At 55.5% G+C, this 17,140-nt stretch carries 11 protein-coding genes; 8 read left to right on the top strand and 3 right to left on the bottom strand.

Going from position 1 to position 17,140, the window contains the following annotated elements; genetic code table 11:
- Positions 1-60 precede the first annotated feature (60 nt).
- Positions 61-2,097, top strand: a complete 2,037-nt coding sequence (locus GW579_RS09970) for an oxidoreductase (protein ID WP_165058893.1) — start codon at positions 61-63, stop codon at positions 2,095-2,097.
- Between the two features lie 60 nt (positions 2,098-2,157).
- On the opposite strand, the gene rlmG is transcribed toward GW579_RS09970, so the two are convergent.
- A complete protein-coding gene (gene rlmG / locus GW579_RS09965) occupies positions 2,158-3,309 on the bottom strand; it encodes a 23S rRNA (guanine(1835)-N(2))-methyltransferase RlmG (RefSeq protein WP_152325247.1) in 1,152 nt (383 codons plus the stop codon).
- A gap of 171 nt (positions 3,310-3,480) precedes the next feature.
- Between rlmG and GW579_RS09960 the strand changes: the two genes are divergently transcribed.
- From GW579_RS09960 to GW579_RS09945, 4 genes are all read left to right on the top strand, one after another.
- Positions 3,481-3,987 (top strand): M48 metallopeptidase family protein, encoded by a 507-nt coding sequence (locus GW579_RS09960; protein WP_165058892.1) that lies wholly within the window; start codon positions 3,481-3,483, stop codon positions 3,985-3,987.
- A gap of 31 nt (positions 3,988-4,018) precedes the next feature.
- Positions 4,019-5,005 (top strand): Gfo/Idh/MocA family protein, encoded by a 987-nt coding sequence (locus GW579_RS09955; RefSeq protein ID WP_165058890.1) that lies wholly within the window; start codon positions 4,019-4,021, stop codon positions 5,003-5,005.
- A 26-nt stretch (positions 5,006-5,031) separates the two neighbouring features.
- Positions 5,032-5,778 (top strand): glutamine amidotransferase, encoded by a 747-nt coding sequence (locus tag GW579_RS09950; RefSeq protein ID WP_152325249.1) that lies wholly within the window; start codon positions 5,032-5,034, stop codon positions 5,776-5,778.
- 294 nt (positions 5,779-6,072) lie between these two features.
- A complete protein-coding gene (locus GW579_RS09945; RefSeq protein WP_152325366.1) occupies positions 6,073-7,044 on the top strand; it encodes a TerC family protein in 972 nt (323 codons plus the stop codon).
- A 60-nt stretch (positions 7,045-7,104) separates the two neighbouring features.
- On the opposite strand, the gene GW579_RS09940 is transcribed toward GW579_RS09945, so the two are convergent.
- On the bottom strand, positions 7,105-9,507 hold the full coding sequence (locus GW579_RS09940) for a beta-N-acetylhexosaminidase (protein WP_165058888.1): 2,403 nt from the start codon (positions 9,505-9,507) through the stop codon (positions 7,105-7,107).
- A 131-nt stretch (positions 9,508-9,638) separates the two neighbouring features.
- Complete coding sequence (gene mgtA / locus GW579_RS09935) at positions 9,639-12,341, bottom strand: magnesium-translocating P-type ATPase (RefSeq protein ID WP_206738855.1); 2,703 nt, start codon at positions 12,339-12,341, stop codon at positions 9,639-9,641.
- A gap of 365 nt (positions 12,342-12,706) precedes the next feature.
- Between mgtA and treR the strand changes: the two genes are divergently transcribed.
- From treR to treC, 3 genes are all read left to right on the top strand, one after another.
- Positions 12,707-13,657, top strand: coding sequence for a trehalose operon repressor TreR (treR, locus tag GW579_RS09930; RefSeq protein ID WP_165058887.1), 951 nt, complete (start codon positions 12,707-12,709; stop codon positions 13,655-13,657).
- A gap of 155 nt (positions 13,658-13,812) precedes the next feature.
- Complete coding sequence (gene treB / locus GW579_RS09925; protein ID WP_165058885.1) at positions 13,813-15,231, top strand: PTS trehalose transporter subunit IIBC; 1,419 nt, start codon at positions 13,813-13,815, stop codon at positions 15,229-15,231.
- Positions 15,232-15,253: 22 nt separating this feature from the next.
- Positions 15,254-16,897 (top strand): alpha,alpha-phosphotrehalase, encoded by a 1,644-nt coding sequence (treC, locus tag GW579_RS09920; protein ID WP_165058883.1) that lies wholly within the window; start codon positions 15,254-15,256, stop codon positions 16,895-16,897.
- Positions 16,898-17,140: the final 243 nt, after the last annotated feature.

Genomic DNA, 17,140 nt, shown 5'->3' with positions numbered 1-17,140 from the left:
CCAATTGCCCTGCCAGACGCTAAATTGAAATTATCTCATCCGACCACTTAAGAGAATTCCATGACTGAACGCGCGTTGCCGTTTTATCCGCACCTGCTGGCGCCCCTGGATTTAGGTTTTACGCAGCTGAAAAACCGCGTGCTGATGGGGTCCATGCACACCGGCCTTGAAGAGCTGGAAGACGGGCCGGAGCGTCTGGCGGCCTTTTATGCCGAACGCGCGGCGGCGGGCGTCGGGCTGATTGTCACCGGCGGGATTTCGCCGAATGCCCGGGGCGTCGTTTATCACGGCGGTTCGGTTCTGGCGGAGCAGGAACACATCACGCATCACCGCGTGGTGACGCAGGCCGTTCACGACGCGGGCGGTAAAATTGCGCTGCAAATCCTGCACGCCGGCCGTTATAGCTATCAGCCTCACCCCGTCGCGCCGTCTGCCCTTCAGGCGCCGATTAACCGCTTTACGCCGCATGCCCTGAGCGAAGAAGAAATTGAATCGACGCTGGAGGATTTCGCCCGCTGCGCCAGTCTGGCGAAAGAATCTGGCTACGACGGCGTGGAAATCATGGGCTCAGAAGGCTATCTGATTAATCAGTTTCTCACCGTCCGCACCAATCAGCGCACCGACCGCTGGGGCGGCAGCGTGGAAAACAGAATGCGTTTCGCCACGGAAGCCGTCCGGCGTGTGCGTCAGATTTGCGGTGAGGAATTCATCATTATTTACCGCTTATCGATGCTGGATCTGGTGGAGGAAGGCTCGGACTGGCAGGAAGTCGAAATGCTTGCGCAGCGCATCGAACAGGCCGGGGCCAGCATTATCAATACCGGCATTGGCTGGCACGAGGCACGCATTCCGACCATCGCCACAATGGTGCCGCGCGGCGCATTCAGTTGGGTGACGCAAAAACTCATGGGCAGAGTCAGCATCCCGCTCATCACTACTAACCGCATCAACGACCCTGACGTCGCGGAGAAAATTCTCGCCGAAGGCTGCGCCGATATGGTCTCAATGGCGCGCCCGTTCCTCGCCGATCCGGCATTTGTTGAGAAAGCCGCGCAAGGCCGTGCGGACGAAATCAACACCTGCATCGGTTGTAATCAGGCCTGTCTGGATCAGATTTTTGCCGGCGAAGTAACGTCCTGCCTGGTGAATCCGCGTGCCTGCCACGAAACACAAATGCCGGTCGTACGTGCGCAGCATTTCAAACGCCTGGCTGTGGTCGGCTCTGGCCCGGCCGGTCTGGCCTTTGCGACAACTGCCGCCAGCCGCGGGCATCACGTCACGCTGTTTGACGCCAATACTGAAATCGGCGGCCAGTTTAACGTCGCCAAACAAATCCCCGGCAAAGAAGAGTTTTATCAGACGCTGCGCTACTACTCGCGCCAGCTGACACTGCTGGGCGTCACACTGCGCCTCGGTGAAACCGTGAATGCCAGCCAGCTAAACGGTTATGACGAAGTGATCCTCGCCTGCGGAATTTCGCCGCGCCTGCCGGACATACCGGGGATCAATCATCCGCGCGTACTGACTTATCTCGACGTCCTGCGCGATAAAAAACCGGTCGGCCAGCGGGTGGCGATTATCGGCGCAGGCGGGATTGGTTTTGATACCGCCGAGTACCTCATCCACAACGACCCTTCACCGAGCCTGAGCAGCAGCACGTTCAGCCAAGAATGGGGCATTGATCAGACACTGACGCATCGCGGCGGCCTTGCGCCACAAGGCCCGCAGCCGGAACCTGCCGCGCGCGATATTGTTTTGCTGCAACGTAAATCCACCAAAGTCGGCGCAGGACTGGGCAAAACCACCGGCTGGATCCACCGCGCCAGCCTGTTACAGCGCGGCGTAAAAATGCAAAGCGGCGTCAGTTACGAACGCATTGATGACGCGGGTTTGCACCTCATCATGAATGGCGAACCGGTGTGTCTGGAAGTGGATAACATCGTTATCTGCGCCGGACAGGAGCCGCAGCGCGCGCTGTATCAGCCGTTGGTGGACGCCGGAAAAACCGTGCATCTGATTGGCGGCGCGGACGTCGCGGTAGAGCTGGATGCGCGGCGCGCTATCGGCCAGGGAACGAAACTGGGACTCGAGATCTGAACGAATATTCAGGCGAAAAAAAAGCCGCGAGAGCGGCTTTTTCATAGGGGCTGACTTAAATCAGTGCTGAGCTGCCGTTTTCACCGCGCGCAGGATCACGAATTTCTGGTTGGTGGCGATAGTGGTGCAGTTGCCAAACAGACGACGCAGCTTCTGGTAGTAATCCAGATGACGGTTGCCCACGATACGCAGTTCACCGCCGGTTTGCAGACAACGTTTTGCGTCGCAGAACATGCGCCACGCGGTGTCATCGCTGATAACCGTGCCCTGATGGAACGGCGGGTTACACAATACGGCGTGAAGGGTTTCGCGTTCAACTCCCGCCAGCATGTTGTTCACTTCGAAATGACAACGGCTGACATCCTGCGGCAAATTGTTTTCGACGTTAATCCGGCTCGATTCCACCGCCATATAAGACTCATCGACGAACAGCATTTCAGCATCCGGGTTCAGCGCCAGCGCGGTCATGCCGATTACGCCGTTGCCGCAGCCCAGATCTGCCATGCGGCCTTCGATGCCTTCCGGCAAATGCTGCATGAAGAAGCGCGCGCCGATATCCAGCCCGCCGCGTGAGAACACGTTCGCATGGTTGGAGATACGGAATTCACTGTCATCCAGCGCCCATTCGGAAATCACCGGTTCAGCGGTTTGCGCAGGCAACGTTGCTTCGCAATGGATCAGACGGGCTTTTTTCCACGCCAGACTGGTTTTGGTCGGGCCGAGGATTTTCTCGAACAGCTGCAAGGTCGAGGTGTGAATATCACGGGCTTTGGCACCGGCGATAATCTGGGTGTCCGGCGTGACGACTTCACGCAGCGCCAGCAGTTGTTGTTCCAGCAGCGCCAGCGTTTTTGGCACTTTGATGATGACCAGACCCGGATTGATCGGCAACGGCACCAGACTGCTTTGCGCCGCCACGCTGTCTTCGTCAAAACCGTTAATGCGCAGGTTATGGCGCATCGCCAGCTGGCTCATGAAAGAATCATTGATGCTGGTCGGATTGTATGGCTGCAAGGCGCAGGCCAGCGTGCCAAACGCATCGTTAAAAATCAGCAGCGGACGGCCGTTGAGCGCGCCGGTGTTCAGGTTTTGCAGCAGATACTCATCAGCCGCTTCCCATGCCTGCAACTGCGTTGCCGCTTCTTCCAGCGGATAACGTTCCAGACGCAGTTGCAATAACTGACCACCTGTTTCGGTTTCAAATTGGCTCATTGGCCCTCCTCAATATTCAATTTGCGCTGTTTATCCCTTAATTTGGTCTATCAGTAAAACGTTTTTTCAGTTAAAAAGGGGTTTATCTGCCGGACTGGCGCGATCGTAACGAAAACCCCGCTTACCGGTATGGCATCTTTTCCCCGTCAATAAGAGACAAAGCAAACAGTTATGCCTGAATTGACCTATCTGCAAGGCTATCCCGAGAATCTTCAGGCTCAGGTGCGCCAGTTAATCGAACAGGAACGTTTAGGTAAAGTGTTGCTGACGCGATACCCCGAGCCGCACGAGCTGACCACTGACAAATCGCTCTATCAGTATACGATGGACCTGAAAAACCAGTTTTTGCGCAGTTCGTCGCCGTTAAGCAAAGTGGCTTATGACAATAAAATCCACGTGATGAAGCATGCGCTGGGCCTGCATACGGCGATTTCCCGCATTCAGGGCGGCAAACTGAAAGCCAAAGCGGAAATTCGCGTCGCCACCGTTTTTAAAAGCGCGCCGGAAGCTTTCCTCAAAATGATCGTGGTTCACGAACTCGCGCACCTGAAAGAAAAAGAACATAACAAAGCGTTCTACAGCCTTTGCTGCCACATGACGCCGGACTATCATCAGTTAGAATTTGATACGCGCATGTATCTGACGCATCTCGAAATATTCGGCAAGTTATATCAATAATGAATTATCCACTTATCTATAGGGAATACATATGATTCGCTTTGCAGTCGTCGGCACCAACTGGATCACCCAGCGTTTCATTGATGCCGCACACGAAAGCGGTAAGATGAAACTGACCGCGATTTACTCCCGCACGCTGGAAGGCGCGAAAAAACTTGGCGAGGATTATCCGGTCGAGCATTATTTTGATTCCCTTGAGGAAATGGCCGCGTCTGACTTAATTGATGCCGTCTACATCGCCAGCCCGAATTCCCTGCACTGTCCGCAATCCCTGCTGTTTCTCAGCCATAAAAAACACGTGATTTGCGAGAAACCGCTGGCCTCAAATCTGGCAGAAGCCGAAAGCCTGATTGCCTGCGCGAAAGAAAATAACGTGGTGCTGTTCGAAGCGTTTAAAACAGCCTATCTGCCGAATTTCCTGCACATGAAAGGCGCGCTCAGCCGTATCGGTACGCTGCGCAAAGCCATTCTGAATTACTGTCAGTATTCATCACGTTATCCGCGCTATCTGGCCGGTGAAAACCCGAATACTTTCAACCCGGCGTTTTCTAACGGGTCGATTATGGATATCGGTTATTACTGCCTGGCGAGCGCCATTTCGCTGTTTGGCGAGCCGGGATCCGTGAACGCCACCGCCGTCCTGCTGGAAAGCGGCGTCGACGGTCAGGGCACGGTGATTTTGTCTTATGCGGATGATTTCGAAGTGGTGATTAACCATTCCAAAATCAGTGATTCCCTTCTGCCGAGTGAAATTCAGGGCGAAGAAGGAACGTTGCAGATGGAGAAACTGTCTGAATGCCAGACGCTCAGCCTGACGCCACGCGGCGGCCAGAAGCTGGATCTGACGCAGCCACAACACATCAATACCATGCTGTATGAAGCAGAAACTTTTGCGATTCTGGTCGATAACCAGTTCGTCGCGCACCCGGGGCTGGAAGTCTCGCGCATCACCGCCAAAGTGCTGACGGAAATCCGTCGTCAGACCGGTGTGGTGTTTCCGGCCGATAATCAGCCTTAATGTTCCGCAGGTCACGGGAGTAACAGATGATAGCACCCGGTCAGAAACCGCTGTTGATTTTACAAACCGGCCACGCGCCGGAGCCCATCCGCCGCGCGCACGATAACTTCCCGCAGATGTTTATCCGCCAGGGGGATATCGATCCGCAGCAGGTAGTGATTGTGGATTTGCAGGCGGGCGAACGTCCGCTGCCGCCGGAAAACTATTGCGGAGCCATCATTACCGGTTCGCGCAGCATGGTGACGGAACATCTGGCGTGGAGCGAAGAAGCCGCCGACTGGGTGCGTCTGGGCATGTTGCAGGAATTACCGATGTTCGGTGCCTGCTACGGCCATCAGCTGATGGCATATGCACTGGGCGGCGAGGTGGATTACCATCCGCAGGGCATTGAAGTCGGCACGCACGAAGTCACGCTGACGCCTGCGGGACATCTCGATCCGCTGGTGTCGCAGCTTCCGGCGCAGTTCGCGGCCAATCTGATCCATCTGCAAACCGTTATTACGCCGCCCGCCACGGCGACGGTGCTGGCGAAAACGCAGCATGATCCGCATCAGATCCTGCGTTACGGCCCGAATGCAGTCAGCACCCAGTTCCATCCGGAGTTCAGTCTGGCGGTGATGAAAACGTATCTGTCATGGCTGGGTTCCATTGCAGAAGATGATCGCGTGGACTTTGCTCATCAGGCTCAGCAACTTAGCGAAACGCCGCTCAGTCAGGGGCTGCTGCTCTCCTTCGTGGGGGCGCTCGGTAAGCGTCAGGCACTGGCGGGATAATGACCCATAATGTTTCTGAATGTTTGACATTCGACACATTTTGCATTAATTTGCGAGCTGCAAAGGGGAGTAACTTCTTCGTCGGATAATCGTCATTACGGTGTCTGGACCCGCGCTTAGCGCCGTCTCAGCCACCCGGTTACCGGGCAACCAGATCTGTATTCTTCATGAATACATCTCGTTGTAAGTGAGACCTTGCCGGAAGGCGAGGTTTGCTTACAGCTCAGAGAGAGCGGCTAACGTCTTCCGACGCTGGCCGTTTTTTTTTGATGTTTTTTCGAGGATACCGCAATGATGAACTCCGTTGGCAACCCGATGTTATGGGGCTCTTTTGCCGTGGTCGTGATAATTATGCTCGCGTTCGACCTGCTGTTACAGGGTCGCAAAGGCGCGCAAACCATGAGCATGAAAAGTGCTGCGATGTGGTCGCTGGTGTGGATTGGCCTGTCATTACTGTTTAACTTCGGCTTCTGGTGGTATCTGAACGGCGAGTTTGGCCGCGAAGTGGCAGATGCCAAAGCAACAATGTTCCTGACCGGTTACCTGCTGGAAAAAGCGCTGGCAGTGGATAACGTCTTCGTCTGGCTGATCCTGTTCAGCTACTTCTCCATCCCGGCTAACCTGCAACGTCGTGTGCTGGTTTACGGCGTGCTCGGCGCCATCGTTCTGCGTACCGGTATGATATTCGCAGGCAGCTGGCTGGTGGGGCAATTCAGCTGGATTTTGTACGTGTTTGGCGCGTTCCTGTTGTTCACCGGTATCAAGATGGCGCTGGCGAAAGACGATGACGGCGAAGTGGGCGAGAAACCGATGATCCGCTGGCTGCGCAGTAAGATGCGTATGACCGACGATTTGCAGGGCGAGAAATTCTTCGTACGCCGCAACGGTATCTTGTTCGCCACACCGCTGTTGCTGGTGCTGATTATGGTTGAACTCAGCGACGTGATTTTCGCGGTCGACAGTATTCCGGCCATCTTCGCCGTGACCACTGACCCGTTCATCGTGCTGACGTCTAACCTGTTCGCGATCCTCGGCCTGCGTGCAATGTACTTCCTGCTGGCGGGCGTGGCGGAACGTTTCTCCATGCTGAAATACGGTCTGGCGGTGATCCTGATCTTCATCGGTATTAAAATGCTGCTGCTGGATGTGTTCCACATTCCGGTAGGGATTTCGCTCGGTGTGATCGCGTCGATTCTGATTATCACCCTGCTCATCAACACCTGGGTGAACCGTCGTAACGACCGTAAAAACAAAGCGCAGTCGTAAGATTCAGGCGGAATAAAACAAAAGCGCGGCCGCTTCACCGGTCGCGCTTTTTTTATGGGATTACTTCTGAACCGGTACCGTGCCCAGTAATTTCTCCAGCGGATAGACTACCGCCAGCACCAGTTCATCCTGCACTTTGGCGGCATCGTCCAGCGCGGCCTGCGCCTGCTGGCGTTCCTGCACACTCAGCGTTTCCCCTTTTTGCAGTTTCTCCAGCCAGATCAGCCCTTGCGAAGACAGCGCACCCAGCTGTTCCGCCACCGGCTGCAATGGTCTGAGCACAGAGTTTTGCACCAGCACCGGTTTTACCTGTTCCGCGCTGCGTTGCCAGTTCTCTAACTGCCCGCGCGCCGCGTGAGCTGCCTGCGGATTTTTCGGATCCGCCACCAGCGTTTCGATCTGCGCGGCGAACTCGCGTACCGCATTACTTTCCGCCGGTAATGCATCCGCCAGACGGTTCAGCGGTTCGGCCTGCGTGTAATGTCCGGCCTGGAATTTGATGTGCTGGCGGGTGTAATACTGCGCCGGTTCGAGCGCGGTCGAGAAACTCAGCAACGGTGCAATATCCGTACTGTCAGAAAGCCGCGTCATCAGCCGCGCCGCCTCGGCGTGCTGTTGCAGCCCGACCGACACCACCGACCAGGCGTCGATTTTCGCCAGACGCTGATACATGTTGCGGGTATCTTTGACGTCCTGCGCCGACCACAGGCGCTCTGCGACCACAAATCCGCGTGGCCAGAGTTTCAGATCGAGAATTTGCGACGTGATGTTTTCCTGCCACAGCGCCGCTTCACCGCCGAGAATATTTTTCATATTTTCAGCGTCTGGCACCACCGGCGGCTGGCCGTCCGGCACCGTGCTGAGCGGGCCACCGGTCACCGGATAACGCGCGTTACCAATAATGAAATAGCCGCTGAATTTACCGTCTTTCAGGGTCAGCACCGGGCGCGTGTCGCCCATCCAGGTATCGACGGCGAAACTGACTTTGCCGTCGTCCTGCCAGACAATATCGCGCACCTCACGGCGGGTTTTTCCGGTGAAATCGATGAATCCGCGCCAGCCGTTTTTACCTTCAATCAGCGTAAAGCTACCGTCCACCGGTTTGCCTTTCAGGCGCGGCATGTTGAATTTCCAGCTTTGCGCTTTTTCACCGTCAGCAACGTTCTGATCAACGCCAAGCGGCTGCGGCAGAATTTCATTGCGATAGTGATACGCGGCGCTGTGCGGCTGATCAAGATAGAAGCCGGTCGACAGAATGCCCTGATAACCTTTCTGCGCGCTGGCTCCGAGGGAATCCGGGCCCTGCCATGACTGGATCACAATGTCGTGCGGCAGATCAGGGTGGAAGATTTCGTCCCAGCCGACCATTTTGCGCTGATGCTGGTGCAGGATCGTCTGGAGCCGGGTGTTGAAATACGCCTGCAACGCGTGCGTATCAGCGATGCCTTTTTCTTTCATAAATGCCTGGATCGGTTTGGACGTTTTCCACTGCGTGGCGTCCACTTCATCACCGCCGATGTGCAAATACGGATCGGGGAAGATCTGCGTCAGTTCGCCGACGATGGCATCCGCAAAGGCATAGACTTTTTCATTGGACGGATCGAGTGTCGGTTCATGCACGCCCCAGGATCGTTCCATTTTGTACGGCCCCGGCGCGCTGAGCAGTTCCGGATACGCCACCGCAATTGCCGACGCGTGACCCGGCATGTCGATTTCCGGCACCACGCGGATCCCAAGCTGCGTGGCGTAAGCCACCACGTCTTTCATCTGCGCGACGGTATAAAACTGCCCGTCACTGGCCAGTTCCTGCAATTTTGGATACTTCTGCGATTCGAAGCGCCAGCCCTGATCGTCACTCAGATGCCAGTGCAGGACGTTAAATTTTGCCGCCGCCATGCCGTCGAGCTGGCGTTTGATATCCGCGACCGGCAGGAAATGACGGGCGGAATCGAGCAGAACGCCACGCCAGGCAAAGCGCGGCTGATCGTGAACGGTAACCAGCGGAATAAAGGTATTTTCACCGTCGTTCTGCACCAGCTGTAGCAACGTTTCCATGCCGCGCATCGCACCGAAACGGGTATTGGCGGTGAGCGTAGCGCCCTGCGGCGTCACGGTTAACTGGTAACTTTCGTCGCTGTCCGGCATGGGCTGCGCGGCAACTTTCTGTTTGATCTCAATGCTGATTGCGGGATGTTCGCCCGCGCTGCCGGTATTTTGCGGCAACAGATACCAGCCGGTTTGCTGCGCCAGACGCTCGCGCCAGTGGTTCACTTCCGGCATCAGTGCGTCGCCTTTAACCTGAAGTTGCAGCGCATCGTTTAGCACAAATTTGCCCGCAGGCGAGGTTATTTCTACCTGCTGCGGCCACGGCATCAGCGGCAGATCCCCTGCCGGAGCAGCGAAAGCGGAGGCGGTCAGAAATAATGAAGTCACGAGAAGGGTACGGCGAAAAGGCAATAACATCGGTGAAATTCCTCAAAGATAAAAGCTGGCCTTCATAGCCCGCTGAAACGTAAAGGAATAACTATAGACGACGGATAAAAAAAGACGGTGACTGTGTTAACAATCACCGTCTTCCGGTTACCGCTCAGTTTTTACTGCCAGCCGTAACGGCGCACAAACCAGCCTTTCACGCACTGTGTCAGCACCATGTAACCCGCCAGGATTGCGATAAGCCACGGGAAGTAGCTCAGCGGCAGCGCCTGCAGTTGCAGGAATCCGGCGACCGGCGAGTAGATCAGCGCGATACCGGTAATCACCACCATCAGCGTCATGATGCACAGCGACCAGGATGCGCGGCTCTGAATAAACGGCACTTTGCGCGTGCGGATCATATGCACAATCAGCGTCTGTGAAAGCAGCCCTTCAATGAACCAGCCGGACTGGAACAGCGTCTGCGCTTCAACGGTATTGGCTTTAAACACCCACCACATCAGGCTGAAGGTCAGAATGTCGAACACGGAGCTGATCGGCCCGAAGAACACCATAAAGCGGCCGATATCCCCGGCGTTCCAGCGCTGCGGTTTCGCCAGCTGCTCTTCATCGACGTTATCAAACGGGATCGCCACCTGAGACACATCGTAAATCAGGTTCTGAATTAACAGGTGCAGCGGCAACATCGGCAGGAACGGCAGGAAGGCGCTGGCAACCAGCACGCTGAACACGTTACCGAAATTAGAACTGGCGGTCATTTTTATGTATTTCAGCATGTTGGCGAACGTTCTGCGCCCTTCCGTCACGCCCTGTTCCAGCACCATCAGGCTTTTTTCCAGCAGGATAATGTCGGCGGCCTCTTTGGCGATATCCACCGCGGAATCCACAGAAATACCGATATCCGCCGCACGCAGCGCCGGTGCATCATTAATGCCATCGCCCATAAATCCGACCACATGCCCTTCACCGCGCAGCACGCGCACAATGCGCTCTTTGTGCATTGGTGTCAGTTTGGCAAACACCGTGGTCTGACGTGCCACGTGCAGCAGCTGTACGTCGTCGAGTTCGTCGATATCGCTGCCCGTCAGTACGTTATCCGCCTTTAAGCCGACATCTTTACAGACTTTACGTGCCACCAGCGGATTGTCGCCGGTAAGAATTTTCACGGTCACGCCTTTGCGTTGCAATGCTTCCAGCGCCGGTGCAGTGCTCTCTTTTGGCGGATCGAGGAACGCGATATATCCGGCCAGAATCAGGCTGGATTCGTCCGTCACGCCGTAACCCTGCGTGCGGGAAGGCATGACTTTATGAGCAACCGCGACCACACGCAGCCCCTGCTGATTGAGGTCGTCAGTAATACGGCGGATGCGCGCGAGCAGCACATCGGTCAGTGGCACAATCTCACCATTGAGCTGCACCAGGGTACAAATCGACAGCATTTCTTCCAGCGCGCCTTTACAAATCAGGCGGTGATTCTGGTCGTTTTCTGCCACTACCACGGACATGCGGCGGCGATCGAAATCAAACGGAATTTCATCAACTTTCAGGGAATTGTGTGCCTGGCTGGCATCACCGGCTTCCAGCACTGCCACGTCGAGCAGATTTTTCAGGCCGGTCTGGTAATGGCTGTTCAGCCACGCCAGGTGCAGCACGTCATCGCTGGTCACGCCAAGCACGTCGGTGTGGCGTTCGAGGACGATTTTATCCTGCGTCAGCGTGCCGGTTTTGTCGGTGCAGAGAATGTCCATCGCGCCGAAGTTCTGGATCGCGTCCAGACGTTTGACGATGACTTTCTGGCGCGACAGTTTCACCGCCCCTTTCGCCAGCGTGGACGTCACAATCATCGGCAGCATTTCAGGCGTCAGCCCGACCGCGACGGACAGCGCAAACAGCGCCGCTTCCCACCAGTCGCCTTTGGTGTAGCCGTTGATCACCAGAACGACGGGCGTCATCACCATCATAAAGCGGATCAGCAGCCAGCTGACTTTGCTGATACCCGCCTGAAAAGCGTTCGGCTGGGTATCTTCCTGCACCACGCGTTCGGCAAGCTGGCCGAACCAGGTTTTGTTGCCGGTCGCAATCACCATCGCGATTGCCGTGCCGCTCACCACGTTGGTGCCCATGAAGCACAGGGTATTCAGTTCAAGCGGATCGTTAGCAATGGGTTTCTTTTCGCAGGCGTGTTTTTCCACCGGCAGGGATTCACCGGTCAGTGCGGCCTGGCTGATAAACAAATCTTTGGCGGAGAGAATACGCAAATCCGCCGGGATCATATCGCCCGCCGACAGCTTAATCAGATCGCCCGGCACCAGGTGGCTGATGGCAATTTCGACCGTTTCACTGCGGCCGGTTTGCGCATCACTGCGCAGCACGGTCGCGGTGTTGCTGACCATCGCTTTCAGCGCATCGGCCGCTTTATTGGAACGCGCTTCCTGGATGAAGTGCATGAACGTCGAGATAAACACCATCGCGCCGATGACCAGCGCGGCGGTCAGATCGTCGGTGGCGTAAGACACCATGCCGAGGACGGTCAACAGCAAATTGAACGGGTTGCGGTAGCAGTGCCACAGGTGCAGCCACCACGGCGCAGGTTGCTGATCGCCGGTCTGATTCAGGCCGGAGACTTCGCGGATCGCCTCAGCTTCCTGCTCGGTCAGCCCTTCAGGATGGCTGTCAAACTGCAGGTAGAGCTGGTCTTCTGTCGCACGGGCACAGGCCTGACAATGCGCGGCCATCGCCGCAGGTACCGCCTGTGCGGCGCGGCCTGGAACGGTTTCAAGCATCGGGTCGCGACGAACTAAACGACGCGGAAGGTTGCGGCTGAGCGCATCGAGCAGCCGGGAAGTTATATTTTTGAACATCATTCGCACCTTTGTTGCGCCCACGGCTAAGCCGCCATAAGCATGGCAAAAGGATTTCTAAAAACAGGGCGAACGAAAAAACGTGCACCACTGCTCACCAGATAACGTCACGGCAAGCAGCAGCAAAAGGCGGGTGCTTACCGGATCACAACGGACTTACAGAGTTGGGGTCGGGTTCCATCAGGTTTTCACCTCCGGTAAGGAACAATTTGGAAATTCATAGCCGTCGGGCAGGAAAATCCGTTAGGGTAATCAGGAATAAGTGGATATACCTTCGATAATTCGCGCAGTATACGCTGGTGAACTGCAACCAAAATTAAACCTGATCAAGTTATTAATCATTCATCAAACAACCATACTAAATAACTATGCAAAATCGCCTGACCATCAATGACATTGCCCGCCTGAGCGGCGTCGGAAAATCCACGGTATCGCGCGTGCTGAATAATGAAGGCAATGTCAGCCCGCAAACCCGTGAGCGCGTTTTGCAGGTGATTGAGCAGGAGCATTTCAGCCCGTCAAAATCGGCACGCGCTATGCGCGGTTTCAGCGACAAAATTGTGGCAATTATCGTTTCGCGTCTGGATTCCCCTTCCGAGAATCAGGCGGTGCGCGCCATGCTGCCGTTGTTTTATCAGCAGGGCTACGACCCAATTGTGCTGGAAAGCCAGTTCAGCGCCGAACGCGTGAAAGAGCATTTGCAGGTGCTGAAGCAGCGTAATATCGACGGCGTGGTGTTGTTTGGTTTTACCGGATTGTCCGCGCAAATGCTGTCGCCGTGGAAAGATAAGCTGGTGATGCTGGCGCGCGATATGCCGGGGTTGTCTTCGGTCTGCTACGACGATGCGGGCGCGGTTCAGCTGCTGATGCAAAAATTGCTGGCGCAGGATATCCGGTCGGTTGGCTTTATCGGCGTTTCGCCGCACGACACCACCACCGGGCAACGGCGCAGCGAGGCGTACCGGGCTTTTTGTCAGGAACATCATCTCACGCCGCACATTGCGCTGGGTGAACTCACCTATCAGAGCGGTTTTGAGCTGATCTCGCAACTGCTCCGCCGCAATATTCAGGCGGTAATTTGCGCCTCCGACACCATTGCGATTGGTGCGCAGAAATACCTGCAACAACAGCAAATCCGCGACGTACAGGTTTGCGGTATCGGGAATAACCCGTTGCTGCATTTTCTGTTTCCGCAATCCCTGTCGGTTGAACTCGGCTATGGCGCGGGTGGAGAAGCCGCCGCGAAGCAGCTTCTGGCGCAGCTCGACGGTTCCGCGACGCTGCAACAGCTGATTATTCCCTGCCAGCTCGCCGTCTGATTTTCCCCTCTTTGATTTTCTGAATAACAGAAACTTTGTGATCGTCCCGGCAAAACCGGGAACGTTCCCGGACAAGTTCCCACCGGCTTCGCTATGCTTGAACCGTTCCCTATCTCAACAACAAATTTACGCATATCGATAAAAGGCCACCTCCTATGAGTAAGGTAAAACAACAGGATGTTGATCAGCTGATCGCCCTCGTGGGCGGCAGTGACAATATCGCCATGGTGACTCACTGCATCACGCGTCTTCGCTTTGTCCTCAATGATCCGTCCAAAGCTGATCCGAAGGGCCTCGAAACCCTGCCGATGGTGAAAGGTTGCTTCACCAACGCCGGTCAGTTTCAGGTCGTCATCGGCCCGGAAGTGGACGATTACTACAAAGTGCTGATCGCCAGCACCGGCAAAAGCGAAGCCGGCAAAGAACAGGCGAAAGTGGCCGCACGCCAGAATATGAGCTGGTTCGAACGCAGCATTTCGCATTTCGCTGAAATCTTCTTCCCGCTGTTACCGGCGCTGATCAGCGGCGGTCTGATCCTCGGTTTCCGTAACGTTATCGGCGATATTCCGATGAGCGGCGGGCAGACGCTGGCGCAGATGCACCCGCTCTGGCAATCCATTTACGACTTCCTGTGGTTGCTGGGCGAGGCGGTGTTTATGTTCCTGCCGGTGGCCGTATGCTGGTCAACCGTGAAGAAAATGGGCGGAACGGAAATTCTCGGCATCGTACTGGGGATCACGCTGGTTTCGCCGCAGCTGATGAACTCCTACAACCTCGGTCAGCAAATTCCTGAAGTGTGGAATTTCGGCTGGTTCACCATCGAAAAAGTCGGTTATCAGGCGCAGGTTATTCCTTCCGTTCTTGCCGGTATGGCGCTGGCGATGATTGAAAATGGCCTGAAACGCATCGTGCCAAATTACCTGTATCTGGTGATTGTGCCTGTTACATCGCTGATTATTGCCGTCTTCCTGGCGCATACGCTGATCGGACCGTTTGGCCGTATGATCGGCGACGGAGTGGCCTTTGCGGTGAAATTCGTGATGACCGGCAGCCTCGCGCCAGTCGGTGCCGCGCTGTTTGGTTTCCTGTATGCGCCGCTGGTGATCACCGGTGTACATCAGACCACGCTCGCCATCGACATGCAGATGGTACAAAGCACGGGCGGAACCCCGGTCTGGCCACTGATCGCGCTGTCCAACATTGCGCAGGCCGCGGCCGTTGTCGGCGTGATTATTGTCAGCCGTAAACACAACGAGCGTGAGATTTCCGTGCCTGCGGCGATTTCCGCCTTCCTTGGCGTGACCGAACCGGCGATGTACGGGATCAACCTGAAATACCGCTTCCCGATGCTCTGCGCGATGATCGGCTCGGCGTTTGCCGGTCTGATTTGCGGCCTGTTCCACGTGACCGCTAATGGCATTGGTGTCGGCGGATTGCCGGGCATTTTGTCCATCAAGCCACAGTTCTGGAGTATCTACGCGCTGGCGATGCTGGTGGCGATTGTGGTGCCGATTATCCTGACTGTGCTGGTTTATCAGCGCAAAGCCCGCCGTGGCGAACTGGCAGTGGTGTAAGACATTTAAGAAGGAAAATGGAATGAACAGCGAATTGCCGTGGTGGAAAAACGGCGTGATTTACCAGATTTATCCAAAGAGTTTTCAGGACACCACGGGCAGCGGTACCGGTGATATTAACGGCATCACGCAGCGTCTGGATTACCTGAAAACGCTGGGCGTCGATGCGATTTGGCTGACGCCAATGTACCTTTCACCGCAGATTGATAACGGTTACGACGTAGCAGATTATTGCGCGATTGACCCGGCTTACGGCACGCTGGACGATTTCGAGCGGCTGACCGCCGGGGCGCATCAGCGCGGGATCCGCATCGTAATGGATATGGTGTTTAACCATACGTCGACTCACCACGAGTGGTTCCGCCAGTCACAGGATCCGGGCAGCGCGTTCCGCCCGTTTTATATCTGGCGCGACAGCGCAGCCGAAGGCGGCCCGCCAAATAACTGGCGTTCTAAATTTGGTGGCGGCGCCTGGCAGTGGCATGAAACCAGCGGACAATATTATCTGCACCTTTTCGCCACCGAACAGGCCGATCTTAACTGGGAATACCCGCCGGTACGCGAGGCGCTGAAAAAAGTCTGCCAGTTCTGGGCAGATAAAGGCGTCGACGGTTTGCGTCTGGATGTGATCAATCTGGTTTCCAAACAGCAGGATTTTCCGGCTGACGACACCGGCGATGGCCGCCGTTTTTACACCGACGGCCCGCGCATTCATGAGTTTTTGCAGGAATTCAGCCGCGATGTGTTTACACCCCTCGGGCTGATGACAGTCGGTGAAATGTCATCGACAAAACTGGAACATTGCCGCCAGTACGCCGCCAATGACGGCAGCGAACTGTCGATGACGTTTAACTTCCATCACCTGAAAGTTGATTACCCTGACGGGCAAAAATGGACCGACGCGCCGCCGGATTTCGTGCAGCTCAAGCAGATTTTCCGCGAGTGGCAGCAGGGAATGCACGGCCACGCCTGGAACGCGTTGTTCTGGTGTAATCACGATCAGCCACGCATTGTCTCGCGCTTTGGCGATGAAGGCGCACTGCGCACGACGTCCGCAAAAATGCTGGCGATGGTGCTGCACGGTTTGCAGGGCACGCCGTACATCTATCAGGGTGAAGAAATCGGCATGACCAATCCGGGCTTTAAACACCTCGAGCAATACCGCGATGTGGAAAGCCTGAATATGTTTGCCGAACTGAAATCCGACGGGCGCAGCAACGAAGAGCTGCTGCGTATTCTGGCAAAGAAATCTCGCGATAACAGCCGCACACCGATGCAGTGGAACGCCGGGGAACAAGCCGGATTTACCACCGGCACGCCGTGGATTTCTGTCAGCCATAATGCGCAGGATATTAATACCGAACAGGCGCTGGCGGATAAAGATTCGGTGTTCTATCTCTATCAGCAACTGATCGCGCTGCGCAAAACCGTGCCGGTGCTGACGGAGGGCGATTATCAGGATTTGCTGCCTGAACACCCGCAGTTGTGGTGCTATAAGCGTGAGGCTGACGGCCAAACGTTGCAGGTGATGGCGAATCTGAGCGGTGAAAATCAGGTCGCCGGTCTGCCCGATTTCGGGGGCAAAACGCTGCTGAGCAACTATGGTGATGAACCGGTTTCCGGCAGCCTTCGTCCTTATGAATGCCGCTGGCAACTCCTCGAATAATCTGAATTTTCATCTTTGTCGGGTCAGTCACATCAGTGGCTGACCCGTTTGTTTTTTATGCATCTCCTTTAAAAACAACACGCAAAAAACAGGCCAGAATTAACATTTGTTCACCTATTCTTCCGACGAAAAAATTCTTTGTTTCAGGTCAATAAAATGACAATTAACGCTCGCGCAGATCCTACATCTAGTGTGTATAGTACACACCCAACCCAATATGTAGCGATTCCTCGCCTATCCCCC

The sequence above is a fragment of the Rahnella contaminans genome (assembly GCF_011065485.1).
Taxonomy (GTDB): Bacteria; Pseudomonadota; Gammaproteobacteria; order Enterobacterales; family Enterobacteriaceae; genus Rahnella; species Rahnella contaminans.
The sequence above is the reverse complement of the archived record's forward strand: the minus strand, read 5'-3'. Positions and strand labels throughout refer to the sequence as shown.

Excerpts from the sequence above, each read along its gene's own strand:
- GW579_RS09940 (WP_165058888.1), bottom strand. The coding sequence starts at position 9,507 with ATGTTATTGCCTTTTCGCCGTACCCTTCTCGTGACTTCATTATTTCTG.
- mgtA (WP_206738855.1), bottom strand. The coding sequence starts at position 12,341 with ATGATGTTCAAAAATATAACTTCCCGGCTGCTCGATGCGCTCAGCCGC.
- treR (WP_165058887.1), top strand. The coding sequence starts at position 12,707 with ATGCAAAATCGCCTGACCATCAATGACATTGCCCGCCTGAGCGGCGTC.
- GW579_RS09955 (WP_165058890.1), top strand. The coding sequence starts at position 4,019 with ATGATTCGCTTTGCAGTCGTCGGCACCAACTGGATCACCCAGCGTTTC.
- treC (WP_165058883.1), top strand. The coding sequence starts at position 15,254 with ATGAACAGCGAATTGCCGTGGTGGAAAAACGGCGTGATTTACCAGATT.
- GW579_RS09960 (WP_165058892.1), top strand. The coding sequence starts at position 3,481 with ATGCCTGAATTGACCTATCTGCAAGGCTATCCCGAGAATCTTCAGGCT.
- GW579_RS09950 (WP_152325249.1), top strand. The coding sequence starts at position 5,032 with ATGATAGCACCCGGTCAGAAACCGCTGTTGATTTTACAAACCGGCCAC.
- treB (WP_165058885.1), top strand. The coding sequence starts at position 13,813 with ATGAGTAAGGTAAAACAACAGGATGTTGATCAGCTGATCGCCCTCGTG.
- rlmG (WP_152325247.1), bottom strand. The coding sequence starts at position 3,309 with ATGAGCCAATTTGAAACCGAAACAGGTGGTCAGTTATTGCAACTGCGT.
- GW579_RS09970 (WP_165058893.1), top strand. The coding sequence starts at position 61 with ATGACTGAACGCGCGTTGCCGTTTTATCCGCACCTGCTGGCGCCCCTG.
- GW579_RS09945 (WP_152325366.1), top strand. The coding sequence starts at position 6,073 with ATGAACTCCGTTGGCAACCCGATGTTATGGGGCTCTTTTGCCGTGGTC.